This window comes from Nostoc commune NIES-4072 (genome assembly GCF_003113895.1).
Classification (GTDB): Bacteria; Cyanobacteriota; Cyanobacteriia; order Cyanobacteriales; family Nostocaceae; genus Nostoc; species Nostoc commune.
In genome coordinates this window covers 3,162,105-3,174,186 of the sequence record NZ_BDUD01000001.1, presented here as the reverse complement: position 1 = coordinate 3,174,186, position 12,082 = coordinate 3,162,105, and the positions used below count along the sequence as shown (strand labels likewise).

10 protein-coding genes are annotated in these 12,082 nt (G+C 42.1%); 4 read left to right on the top strand and 6 right to left on the bottom strand.

Annotated features, from left to right (window positions below; translation table 11 throughout):
• Positions 1-633 precede the first annotated feature (633 nt).
• Positions 634-1,341: a ribulose-phosphate 3-epimerase gene (gene rpe, locus CDC33_RS14095; protein ID WP_109008981.1), complete on the bottom strand. Its 708-nt coding sequence runs from the start codon at positions 1,339-1,341 to the stop codon at positions 634-636.
• 189 nt (positions 1,342-1,530) lie between these two features.
• On the opposite strand from rpe, the gene CDC33_RS14090 reads away from it, so the two are divergent.
• Both CDC33_RS14090 and CDC33_RS14085 read left to right on the top strand, forming a co-directional pair.
• Positions 1,531-3,126 carry a S8 family serine peptidase gene (locus CDC33_RS14090; RefSeq protein ID WP_109008980.1) on the top strand — a complete coding sequence of 532 codons (1,596 nt, stop codon included), beginning with the start codon at positions 1,531-1,533 and terminating at the stop codon, positions 3,124-3,126.
• A 435-nt stretch (positions 3,127-3,561) separates the two neighbouring features.
• On the top strand, positions 3,562-4,893 hold the full coding sequence (locus CDC33_RS14085) for a serpin family protein (protein WP_109008979.1): 1,332 nt from the start codon (positions 3,562-3,564) through the stop codon (positions 4,891-4,893).
• 493 nt (positions 4,894-5,386) lie between these two features.
• Here the strand turns inward: CDC33_RS14085 and CDC33_RS14080 are convergent, their stop codons facing one another.
• A complete protein-coding gene (locus CDC33_RS14080) occupies positions 5,387-6,562 on the bottom strand; it encodes an AI-2E family transporter (protein WP_109008978.1) in 1,176 nt (391 codons plus the stop codon).
• Positions 6,563-6,800: 238 nt separating this feature from the next.
• On the opposite strand from CDC33_RS14080, the gene CDC33_RS14070 reads away from it, so the two are divergent.
• Positions 6,801-7,163, top strand: a complete 363-nt coding sequence (locus tag CDC33_RS14070) for a hypothetical protein (RefSeq protein ID WP_109012572.1) — start codon at positions 6,801-6,803, stop codon at positions 7,161-7,163.
• Positions 7,164-7,449: 286 nt separating this feature from the next.
• Complete coding sequence (locus tag CDC33_RS14065) at positions 7,450-8,880, top strand: LCP family protein (protein ID WP_109008977.1); 1,431 nt, start codon at positions 7,450-7,452, stop codon at positions 8,878-8,880.
• Between the two features lie 166 nt (positions 8,881-9,046).
• On the opposite strand, the gene CDC33_RS14060 is transcribed toward CDC33_RS14065, so the two are convergent.
• The 4 genes from CDC33_RS14060 to CDC33_RS14045 all read right to left on the bottom strand — a co-directional run bounded on the left by CDC33_RS14060 (position 9,047) and on the right by CDC33_RS14045 (position 12,045).
• Positions 9,047-10,087 carry an anthranilate phosphoribosyltransferase family protein gene (locus CDC33_RS14060; RefSeq protein ID WP_109008976.1) on the bottom strand — a complete coding sequence of 347 codons (1,041 nt, stop codon included), beginning with the start codon at positions 10,085-10,087 and terminating at the stop codon, positions 9,047-9,049.
• A 115-nt stretch (positions 10,088-10,202) separates the two neighbouring features.
• Entirely contained in the window at positions 10,203-11,150 is a 948-nt protein-coding gene (locus CDC33_RS14055) for a LysR family transcriptional regulator (protein WP_109008975.1), read from the bottom strand.
• Between the two features lie 390 nt (positions 11,151-11,540).
• Positions 11,541-11,786, bottom strand: coding sequence for a hypothetical protein (locus tag CDC33_RS14050; protein ID WP_109008974.1), 246 nt, complete (start codon positions 11,784-11,786; stop codon positions 11,541-11,543).
• Positions 11,770-12,045, bottom strand: coding sequence for a BrnT family toxin (locus CDC33_RS14045; protein WP_109008973.1), 276 nt, complete (start codon positions 12,043-12,045; stop codon positions 11,770-11,772). The genes CDC33_RS14050 and CDC33_RS14045 overlap by 17 nt, the downstream gene beginning before the upstream one ends.
• Positions 12,046-12,082: the final 37 nt, after the last annotated feature.

Here is a 12,082-nt window from a genome sequence, read left to right as displayed (position 1 = left end):
CTGAGGATATTGGTAAACTAATAACAACTAAAACTTAAATTAAAATAGAGGTGATTAGCGGCAAACAGGTTAATTTTAATAAATAAAATCAATGATTAGTTCTGACTATGAAATCAATCAAATTTATTACAAAAGTAGTCAGCATTTCATGGAGTGAATAACTCCTATACCAAGACCAACGATATAACCGTTGCTACTGGTGGTTCTTTTTCTGAGGAAGTCTCAGCAAAGAGAATTTGGGGAGGTGGATTCCCCCAATCCAAATTTTACACAGCTTTCATCGACTGCAGACGATGGGAGTAATGCTAATAAAACTTTCTATCCTGTGGTTGGTGTTGCTTTAGTTAAATAAAGCAAACGCTTAACACCAATAACAGGAACGGAAACAGAAAAGTTACGGTAAAATCGTTGTCGTGGCTGGTAAAACTAGTAGGTCTATATGCTTCTCTTTCGACTATTGTAATCCTAGTCCTCCCAACCTGGATTATCTCTGGTTTCTAAATTTTCAATTTATATAACAACTACTGGAAGTTCAAAACTTGAATAGCTTCCAGTTTTTTATGTCTAAATAAAAATAGGGTGAGCAATTTGCCCACCCTATTTTTTGTAGAGAATGGTTAATCCAAAAATGAATTAAACCTTGGCTAATTCTGGAGTAGGACGCTTGCTGTTGCGAATTGATGTAATAGCCTCAGCATAATCTTTAGCATTAAATACAGCTGAACCAGCGACAATTGCATTAGCTCCCGCTTCTAAAACTTGCCAGGTATTATTTGCCTTGAGTCCTCCATCCACTTCAATCCAAGGGTCAAGACCGCGTTCATCACACATTTGACGCAGCTTGCGGATTTTGGGTAATACACCAGGGATAAAGCTTTGACCACCAAAACCAGGGTTGACGCTCATAATCAGTACTAAATCGCACAAATCTAGAACGTATTCAATTAGCTCTAGAGGGCTACCAGGATTAAGTACAACTCCAGCTTTCTTACCAAGCTCTTTAATTTGTCCCAAGGTGCGGTGCAGGTGTGGCGAAGCATTATGCTCGCAGTGTACAGAGATAATATCAGCACCCGCCTTAGCAAATCCTTCTACATACTTTTCTGGCTCCACAATCATCAAGTGGACATCCAGTGTCTTGGTCGTAACCGGACGAATCGCCTCCACAATCAGAGGGCCTATTGTAATATTAGGTACAAAACGACCGTCCATGACATCAACATGAATCCAATCGGCTCCAGCCGCGTCTACGGCGCGAATTTCATCACCCAGACGACTAAAATCGGCTGATAGGATAGATGGAGAAATGACAATGGGTTTTTGAGATAGGTTTTGGGTCATGGCTAGTGGGTTTTTAAGCGTCCTCGTCTGTAAGCATTGTAACAAAACATTGAGCAAGACTTATAATTTTGATCCCCGATTTTTTGGGAGTAGGGAGTGGAGAGTAGGGAGTCGGGAAGATGAGGGAGAATAATAACTTCTAACTCTTGACCAATGACTAATGACTAATGACCAATGACTAAATAACAAATGACTAAAAAACTAACCTGGATAATTTGGGGATTAAGTGCTTCTTGTCTGAGTGCGCCGGTAATTGCTTCGGCTTTAGAATCTGCTCTAGGAACTAATGGCATTGACGCTCTGAGGCTACACCAAGCTCCTTATAATTTAATCGGTCGTAAGATTGCTATTGGTCAAGTGGAAATTGGCCGGCCTGGAATGTTTGGGTGGGATAAGGCGGTGTCTAAAAATCGCGCCATTTCTTTAGCCGCCGTGTTCTTACGCAATGGCCCAGCTAAATCAAATAGTGGTGTTGACCCCCACGCTTACAATGTTGCTGGGATGATGGTGAGTCAAGACAAAGCTTTGCCGGGAGTTGCTCCGGGAGCGCGACTGTATTCGTCTGCGGTGGGTTCCACTAAAAGTATGGGTCAGCCAGAAGAGTGCTTATCAGCCCAGCACATAGCCTTACAAAATGGTGGCGATGTCCGGGCAATTAACTTTAGCTTTGGTGAACCTCTGACCCGCGATCCTCGACCGGAGGCTACTTTAGACGGCAATGCTTTACTCACTTTATGTGTTGACTGGTCTAGTCGCGTTCATGATGTTTTGTATGCGATCGCAGGCAATCAAGGTAAGGGCGGTATTCCTATTCCTACAGATAATTTTAACGGAATAAACGTGGCTTTTTCATCTCGCCGAGGAGGAGTTTTTAACAAAGTAGATGTGGCTAATCTGGCGGGTGCTAACCAAGGAGTGAGCGGAAGGCTAGCTGGAAAGGAATTTAATCTTGATGACCGTCGTGCTATCGGTTTAGTTGCTCCGGGGAATAACATTCCTTTGCTCAATCCAGATGGCAAAGCAAACAAGGTTACAGGTACTAGTTTTGCAGCGCCTCAAGTTACGGCTAGTGTTGCTCTGTTGCAAGAATTTGCTGACCGACAGATACGAACAAAACAACCACACTGGAGCATTGATGCTCGCCATCATCAAGTAATGAAAGCTGTATTGCTGAATTCAGCAGACAAAATCCAAGATAGCGGTGATGGCTTGCTGTTAGGAATGAGCCGGACACTAATTGATAAAAAAAATCAAAGTTGGCTAGATTCTGATGCTTATAAAGATCCAAAAATTCCCTTGGATGCCCAAATGGGAGCGGGCCATTTAAATGTATTTCGCGCTTATCAGCAACTTAGTAGTGGTCAATGGCAGCCATCAACAACTGTACCTGCCATTGGTTGGGATTATCGCACAGTCAATGCTGGAACGTCTGTTGACTATATATTAGCAAAACCGTTAAAACAGGGGAGTTTTGTTGCTGTTACTCTGAGTTGGGATCGATTGGTAGAACTCAACGATAAAAATAAAAACCAGCAATATGACGTAGGTGAAAATTTCCGCGATCGCGGTTTGAATAATCTCGACCTATACTTAGTAAAAGCTAATGCTCAAAATTCAGATGCTGGTGCTGTTTGCTCCTCAATCAGCCAAATCGATAGTATAGAACATATTTTCTGCCCCGTTGCTGCTGCTGGCAATTACAAAATCCGCGTCCAGTTTCGTCAAAAGTTAAATGAAGTGACTCAACCCTATGGTTTAGCTTGGTGGAGTGTACCGATCAATTGAAACAAGGTAACACAACTTTTATCTGTGTAAATTTAGAGCGTTTTTCATTTATTTAAATAACACTTCCCTGTAGGGTAGCACAGCCGTGCGTCCCTACAAAAATTTGGTATTTTGTGAACTAAAAAGCCTGATTTTATCTTTAAAAATCAAGAGCGCTGGTTATTTCGTAATTAAGTAGTCTACAATACTTTTATAGATAAATAGGAAAATTCCTAAGAATCGAGATTTTTTATAATTCGTCTGTATTGCCGCCTCAATTAGGAATTAGCAACTCTAATAAGTTGTGTTCAATTCCTCTGAGCTAATAACTTGCTGTTACAGTTTCTGTAACAGTCCCATTTTTCTATTGGAGCAAATGCAATAGTTAATCATTGACACAGTGTCTGCGTCACCCATGATCACAGTTCGGGAATCTTTCGCAAGTGAGGTGGTAAAATGAATCCGCAGAAATATAGTAGTATGAGAGAAAATTTCATGCAAAGACGTTACGGTGTTAGCCTGGGCAGACGCTATGCTATGGCAGCCGCAAGTGTTGTTTTATGCAGTGTATTAGGGTATTCTCAAGTCGATAGTAATAAAGGTGTCCTTGCCCAATCTGGTTTACCTCAACCAGAAACTCCATTGCAAAAAAAAACACTCAAGACTGATACTAAACTTGTTGAGTCTAGCAATAAGTTTGGCTTCAAACTCTTTTCAGAAGTTCTGAAAAAGGATCGGGATCAGAAGAATGTTTTTATCTCACCTTCTAGTGTTGCGATCGCTTTAGCTATGACCTACAACGGCGCTAGCGGCACGACTCAACTAGCGATCGCAAAAACTCTGGAATTACAAGGGCTGAATCTATCAGAAATCAACTCTTCTTACGCGGCGGCATTAAAGCAGCTTTTAAACAATTCTGACCCGAAAGTACAACTGAATATTGCTAACTCACTTTGGGCAAATAAAAATTTTAGCTTTCAGCCAGACTTTCTCCAAAGAATACAGTATTTCTATAAAGCTAAGGTCAGCAATTTAAATTTTCAAGATCCAGCCGCACCTAATATTATCAATAACTGGGTAAAAGATAATACTAATGGTAAAATCGATAGGATAATTGAAATAATTGAGCCAAGTCAGGTGTTATTTTTAATTAATGCCATCTATTTTAAAGGAAAATGGAGCCAAGAATTTGATAAAAGTCAAACTGCTCAATACCCTTTTTATACCATATCTGGCAAACCAAAACAACACCCAATGATGTCACAAGATGGTGACTATAGATATTATGAAAGCAAACAGTTTCAAGCGGTAAGTTTACCTTATGGCAAAGATGGTAAATTTAGCTTTTATATTTTCCTGCCGAAACAAAACTCTAACCTGAAAGCCTTTTATCAAAACTTGAATGTTGAAAACTGGGATAAATGGATGACTCAGTTCAGCAAACAAAAAGGGTTTATTCGCTTACCCCGCTTTAAAAGTGAATATGATGTTACTCTCAATGATGCTTTAAAAGCTCTAGGTATGGAGGAGGCTTTCAGCAACAAAGCCAATTTTTCCGGCATGGGTAAAAATTTTGCCATTAGCGAAGTTAAGCATAAAACTTTTGTCGAGGTGAACGAAGAAGGCACCGAAGCGGCTGCGGCTACTTCAGTGGCAATAGTCGCAACAGCTTTCAGAGAAGAACCAGAACCATTCCGAATGATTGTTGATCGTCCTTTCTTCTGTGCCATTAGGGATAATCAGACGGGAAGGGTTTTGTTTACGGGTTCCATCATTGACCCACAATGAGGAAACATGAAGAAAGGTACAAACCAAGCCGAATTGTAGGTAAAAAGTTAGAAACATTCTTTTCGAGATTCACTGCACGACAAAAGATACGTCAGCTCAAACCTCTACCATGAAGGGAAGAGGTTTTCTGCTGCCTCCTTCTCTTCGATAGGTTTCAAGGAATCCTGGTGTCAACTATTCAACAAATGAAGTCTTGAATCCCTTCTGATACCATTTCACGGAAAATTTGATGCAGATGTAAACCCTGAAAACCTTGCTGCATCTAAGTTTTTTAATTGTGTTAGCGCAGCGTAAAGCCAACTCTTAGAGAGGCTGCGCCTTAAGCGTAGCTATGCCGCAGGCTTTACGGCATGGTTTCGCGCGACGTAGGAGCGTCATTGCGTTAGCGTAGCGAAGCGTTCGCTTTTAGCGTCTCTAAGAGTTGCCCATTGCGTAGCTTGCTTCTCGCCTTTGGCGAGTATTGTGAATTGGTATGACTTTGACTTCTGCCTCCTTAAGGTAATGTCGCTTCAGAAATACTCAATGTGTTGTTAGCGTCAGCTTTCGAGGATTGGTTTGCTGCAATGGATGCAGTTATCTCGCCTGTGGTGCTGTCGTCTGTCTCGCTGCTTAAGCTCCCAAGACGCAGGGCATTTAAAGTAGTCTTAATCACAACAGCTGTAGGTACTGCCACAATTACACCCAAGAGTCCGCCAATTCTTGCCCCTGTCAAGACTGAAATTAAAATCCACACTGGATTTAAACCAGTAAAGCTGCCTAAAATTCGGGGGGCAATTAAGTTTTCGAGAATTTGCTGTACAATTACTGCTGCTATCAAGACTCTCACACCCATTGAGAAATCTTGCAGTGCTACCAATAGTGTAGTCAGAGCGATACCTACAGAACCGCCAAAGGGGACAAGAGCCATCAAACCAATAGTTAGGCCAAATAGGAGACCAAATGGCACTTTTAGCCACAAAAATGTAGGAATCAGGGCTGATGCCATACAGGTAGATAAAATTAGCTGGGTAATAAAGAAATTTTGAAAGCTTAGGCGGACTGTTTTGGAAAAAGGATCGCGAAATTTAGTGGGTAACCATTCTACTAAACTTTCCCAGAGTTCACCCCCATGCTGTAAAAGGTAGAAAGTCAAAACCATCGTCAAGAGTATATCTAGCAGGCTAGTGACTGTAACAACTGCCAGATTTAAAACTTGTCCAGCGATCGCTTGCAATTGTCCCTTGACGCGATCGTTGATTTGCACTACCAGAGCATCGAGGTTAATCGGTAAACCATAAGTCTCAGCTTTTCCGTTTAATATCATTAACTGAGAGCGTCCAGAGTCGATCAACTCTGGTAAACGAGCCACCAGTTGTTGAGCTTGGGTAAGGGCCAATGGAAAAAGTGTCACACCCAAGGCTAATAAAATCGACAAAGCCAAGAGAAATACTAAAATAGCGACTTGCTCTCGCCTAGCACCATGATGCTCCATCCAGCTCACGGGGTAGTTGAGCAGAAATGCTAGCACTGAGGCTCCAACTAAAATGACTATGAGAGAATGGAAATAATTAAAAAATACCGAAAGTGCCCAACCATTAAGAACTAGTAGCGGCAGGAATAACGCGATCGCGCCGATTCGCGCTATTGGTGTAAATGTTTGCCACCAGTCGAGTAGCTTGCGTGTCTGCATTTTAAGCTGATTGCTGGATAGAACTAAATAAAATCTTTCTTTACAGATTATTATCTCTAACTATATGAGTCTTATTCATCCTTCTAGTTTAGGAGTTAGACTAACCCAAATGAAAAATTTTGAACCGAAAGAGAATGGGGAGTGGGGAGTGGGGAGTGGGGAGTGGGGGGATGAGGGGGATGAGGGGACAAGGGGACAAGGAGACAAGGGAACAAGAATAACCCATGCCCAATGCCCAATGCCCAATGCCCAATGCCCAATGCCCAAAACACAGTTACTTTTACATTTGATTCCAATTATCGGCTTTTTTCCGTCCTTGTGGACTCTCTATCGGGGTCAAGGGAGTCGGGAACAACTTGCTGTTAGTCGTCTGTCTATTACTTTGGCGCTTACTTGGCTGTTGGGATATCTATTATTAGCTACCGGAGCAGCAACTTCAGATTTTTTTTCGCTACGTCTTTTTATCCTGAATAGCTTTCTGACATCGGGTTACTTTTTAGTAAGTGTCTGGTTGATTTTGCGCCTGATGCAGGGCAAATCTGGTCGTTTACCAGGGTTTACTACTTTAGCCGAACGAGTACTAGGAAAGTACTTATCTTAATTTTTTAAGGTGATAATTTTTCAGTAGTTTTACCTATTTCCTAAAAAATTACTGTTGATTTATCTATATATCTAGTCAAATCCAGTTTATTATTGCCATACTTCAGTAAAACATCTCTAAGTTTGCCCAAAAGAAAGAAAAATGCTGCTATAAGTGTTGTGGTTGACACTACATTAAAAAAATTAGCACTGATAATTAAGAGTTAGTTATTATGGGTTGATTTGTTTAGATGTTTTTAGTTTGCAAATTTACCGAATTTGATTATTGAGTAAGTGTGAGGAAGTCTGTGACCATTCAAAGAAGTTCGGCGGAAGAAAACCAGTCGGGAAAAGCCTCAAAGTCTAGTAAAAGAATTCCCCTTGCCCATAACTCGAAATCCGGGCGTTGGCTGTGGTTTTGGGTAGGTATGAGTGGGATTGCAATGGTGTCAGCAACAGCAGGGGCGCTTTTGGCGGTGTCTTTGACTAGTACACCTTTGCAACAAGCCCAGCTAAGTCCACAGGATGAGGCGGTGTTTGATAGCGATCGCATTTCTGGAGGTGTGCTGCGATTTTCAGAATTAACCCGCCCGGTTAATCTCTTGGTTATGGGCATGAGCGTACTTCCCCCGGATATCCAAAATCCTCCCGAAGAAACCAAAAACCTCAAATACCTGCCCCAGGTAAACTCCTTTGATGGTCTTTCCGATGTCATGCTCTTGCTCAAATTTGATCCAGAGACGAAAAAAATAATTATGCTCTCTATCCCCAGAGATACCCGCACAGAAATCGAGGGGTATGGGGTGAAAAAAATTAATGCTGCCAATGTTGACGGTGGGCCAGCTTTAACTGCCAGAACCGTCAGTAATCTCTTAGGTGGCGCGGGAATTGATCGCTATATCCGAATTAACGTTTTGGGAGTTGCCAAGCTAATCGATGCTTTGGGTGGTGTGACTGTTTATGTCCCCAAAGATATGAAGTACCAAGATGATTCTCAACATTTGTACATCAATTTGAAGGCAGGTAAGCAGCATCTCAATGGCAATCAGGCACTGCAATTGCTGCGTTTTCGCCATGACGAACTCGGAGATATTGGTCGGATTCAACGGCAGCAAATGGTCATCCGTGCTTTGATGGATCAAACGCTCAACCCAGCGACTGTAACTCAATTACCTAAAGTTCTTGATGTAGTTAAAGACCACATTGATACCAACTTGACGGTTGAAGAATTAGTGGCGCTAATGGGTTTTGGGGTGCGAACAAATCGCTCTAATATGCAAATGTTAATGCTGCCAGGTCGCTTTAGCGAGAAAGGCGAGTTTGATGCTAGCTATTGGTTGCCTAACAAAAATGGTATTGCCAGACTCATGGCTCAACACTTTGGTTTGGAGTCAGAACAGGAACAACAAGGGACTGCGACTGACCCACACTCTTTGCGTGTAGCAATTCAAGATAGTACAGGTGGCGATCGCTCTAACCTGCGACCATTGATTAGAGCCTTGGAAAAATCTGGATATCGCAATATTTATATAGCCAAGGCATGGGGTGAACCTCTAGAGGTGACTCATATTGTCGCCCAGCAAGGAGATGGTGAAAGTGCCGAATTAATTCGTGACACTTTGGGGTTTGGTGAAGTACGTGTGGAAAGCACTGGCAACCTTGGTTCAGATATCAGTATTCAAGTAGGTCAGGATTGGTTGCAACAAAAATCTATTTTAGAGAAGTCGCTGACACCCTAAAGTGATGAAATTCATATTTTTAACTGAACTGTTTACACTGGCTGAAATACTTCTGCCGAGAGTGAATTTACTATCTTAGGACTTACGCACACTCTACGAATTCTCGGCGCTCTTGGCGTCTTGGCGGTTCGAGAAATTAAGCTTTTTAGCAATTTTTGCGTAAGTCCTATATCTGACTGATTTCTTGGAGTTTAGCTGCTACTGCACCATTGGTTAATAATTCTTCTGCCTTAGCTAAACCCTCTGGCATATTTGGACAAATACCACTCCGCCATAGGTAAAATCCACCATTCCACAAGGCTGTTTGCATTAGTTCGCCTGGTTCACCTGCCAAAACCTTTTGCATATTCGCCACCAGTTCTTCAGTAGTTCCAAGAGGTACGTTCTTGGTAGTAAAGCCGTAATCACGCGGTACGAGGTGCAATCTTTCTACCTCTTGGGATGCTACGGATGAAGATAAGCTGATAATCGCAGTGCGATCGCGCGGTAAATCACAACTACCTTCCAATCCTTTCACTAATGTAAATTTTGTTATTCCCCGCAACCCCAAAGCTATTTGAAACATCCCTTCTGTCGGCGGATGCACAAACCCAGCAATTACATGAGCATCCCCGGCATAAGGACACCAGATTAGCTCCATTGTCGCCAATGGCGGACGTTTGCCAAGTTGGTCGCGGTATTCCCAAATACTGTTAGTTAAGGGAAAATGCTGAGGTAGATAAATAAAGCCGATTCCCGTTTGCTCAAACACTTGCTGGGTTTTTGCTAGTGGTAAGCTAGTCCAATCGACTCCTAAACCCTGCCAAATATCTATTAGAGGTAAGCCGTACTTAGTTGGGAGGCGATCGCCACCGTGCATTACCACTGGTTGTCCAACTGCGGCGAGTAGCAAAGCTGTTACCGGACTAATTGGTGCTGTGCGTGTTCTGCCATCATAAGGTATACCAAGAGCGATCGCTGGTCGCCGAGAGAGAATTGGTTGCAGTTTTGGCCCCAGTTCATAATACGCATCCAACATTCCCGCTAACTCTTCCCCCGTAGGACGTTTGATTCGATGAGCAATCAAAAACGCTCCGATTTGAGCTGGTGTAGCTTCACCCAGTAGCATCATTTTAATGGCCGTGGCTGCTTCGGCGCGAGTTAAATTCTCGCCTGTGTGGTTTCCGCTACCTACTTTTTGCAGTAATTCCCGAAATATATTGCTCATTTATGCCTTGTCCTTTGTCATTTGTCCAAAGTCCAATTGTCATTTGTCATTTGTTCTTTGTAAATAACCGAAAATCACTAATGACCAATGACTAATGACTAATGACTAATAACGTTTAAGAAGCCGATCGCTCTTGGTCAATTTGTGATGGGATATTTTCGCGCACTAGTTGCCAAAAGTGTTTGATGGGAGGAATTTGAAGCCGATCTTGAGTTGTTACCATAACTACCCGACGCGTCAAACTGGAACTATCTGCTAAACCACTAGTATTATTGCTAGCTAAGGAACGAATCGCTAGGGTAGGGTCAAGACGAGCTTCCATTAATGCTGATTGAGGTAGCAAAGCTATCAATTCTCCTTGGCGCACCACTCCTCGGAAGGCATCTAGGGTATTTACCTCTAAAGCTGCTTGGAGTGTAGCTTCCATTCGCTCAAATCTATCTTGTATTAAACGTTGCATCCCATAACCATCTTTAAAAACCACTTGGGGATAACGAATTAGCTCCGACCAAGGGACTACTTCATATTGGGCTAGTGGATGATTGGCTGCGGTTAGAACTTCTATAGGTTCATCATAAAGTACTTCTACCAGCATTTCTCTACCAGTGGTTAAGAAGCGATTATTCATCACAATTGCTAAATCCACCAATCCATCTTTGAGGACTTTCAGAGCGCGATCGCTTCCTAATGAAGTCACCCGCAATTGCACATCTGGATAATCATGACAAAATTTTTGTAACACTGGGGGTAAGTAAGAACCGCATATTGAGTGAATCGCGGCAATGCAAAGTTCTGGCTGCTTTCCGGCGATTAAATCGGCTAATTCTTCTGTAGCTGTCTGCCATTCTTGGCAAATTTTCCGGGCACGGGGTAGTAAACATTCACCTCCCAGTGTTAATTTTGCATGATTAGTTCTGTGAAACAGTTCTATACCCAAATCTGCTTCTAATGCTTGGATTTGACGACTAATTGTCGATTGGGTAACACCAGATGTTCGCGCTGCTTGTTGAAAGCTGCCGGTTTGTGCGATCGCCAGAAAGGCTTGCAACTGCTCTAGGCGCATTTTTATGTAGCCTGAATTACATTTATAGCTTTCATTAAGTTAACGGTTTTTTTTCCACAATTTAGTATAGTTTGTTACAGCAATTTTTATCTGATTTACATTTATGTAAAACAGGTTTGACTGCCTTAATCGTCAATTATCCGCTTTAAACGGGTTTTTTCGGAAAATATTGCCAAAAAAGAATTGACTATATTGTGCTGAAATATATGAATTTTTAGATAAGACTTTTAAAATATGCGAGGGATTATGAGGTTTGAGCAACACAAGTAAGTTTCTGTGTAACCTCAAGCAAATAGCTGTGCAATTTGCGGATACGCCTGCGATGCCTACGGCGGGCTACACCTACGCGTCATACTTGCATTTACTAATTACGAATTATGTTGATTATTTCTATTCTGTCTGCTGCACCGCAGTGTTAGCCTGCTGGCGTTGAGCAACTTGAATTAACAACCTCAATGCGTCATTCACCGTTTTATTATTAGGAAAGGCTTGGGCAACATCGGGATCTAAAAGTACTAAATTTGTTCCCTGATGATACTGCTCAATATACTTGCCTCTGATGCCTCCCTCCATTTGAGCAAAATCGTACTCAGAACGTAATTCGTCTTCCATTTCATTCTCAATTTCTTTCTTCATAAAACCTTTTCTCCTTACGGGTGGCTTTTCGAGCGCTGATAATTCGTACTTTTTCTCCTCGATCAGTGTGTGCAACGACTAAGAGTTGTCCAAACCTAGATACACCAATGATAATATAACGACTTTCTCCAATAGAGTGGTCAGGATCGGGAAAGGTGACAGATAGGGGGTCGTTAAACACTGTTGCGGCTTCGGGAAAGGAAATACCATGTTTCTCAAGGTTTAACGCCGCTTTGTCTGGGTTCCATTCAAATTCCATGTCAAATGCTCTTGCCGTCTACTTAACTTCACTAGAA

Bases quoted from the DNA above. Each gene is read 5' to 3' on its own strand.
- rpe (WP_109008981.1), bottom strand. From the start codon at position 1,341: ATGACCCAAAACCTATCTCAAAAACCCATTGTCATTTCTCCATCTATC.
- CDC33_RS14090 (WP_109008980.1), top strand. From the start codon at position 1,531: ATGACTAAAAAACTAACCTGGATAATTTGGGGATTAAGTGCTTCTTGT.
- CDC33_RS14085 (WP_109008979.1), top strand. From the start codon at position 3,562: ATGAATCCGCAGAAATATAGTAGTATGAGAGAAAATTTCATGCAAAGA.
- CDC33_RS14080 (WP_109008978.1), bottom strand. From the start codon at position 6,562: ATGCAGACACGCAAGCTACTCGACTGGTGGCAAACATTTACACCAATA.
- CDC33_RS14070 (WP_109012572.1), top strand. From the start codon at position 6,801: ATGCCCAATGCCCAATGCCCAATGCCCAAAACACAGTTACTTTTACAT.
- CDC33_RS14060 (WP_109008976.1), bottom strand. From the start codon at position 10,087: ATGAGCAATATATTTCGGGAATTACTGCAAAAAGTAGGTAGCGGAAAC.
- CDC33_RS14055 (WP_109008975.1), bottom strand. From the start codon at position 11,150: ATGCGCCTAGAGCAGTTGCAAGCCTTTCTGGCGATCGCACAAACCGGC.
- CDC33_RS14050 (WP_109008974.1), bottom strand. From the start codon at position 11,786: ATGAAGAAAGAAATTGAGAATGAAATGGAAGACGAATTACGTTCTGAG.
- CDC33_RS14045 (WP_109008973.1), bottom strand. From the start codon at position 12,045: ATGGAATTTGAATGGAACCCAGACAAAGCGGCGTTAAACCTTGAGAAA.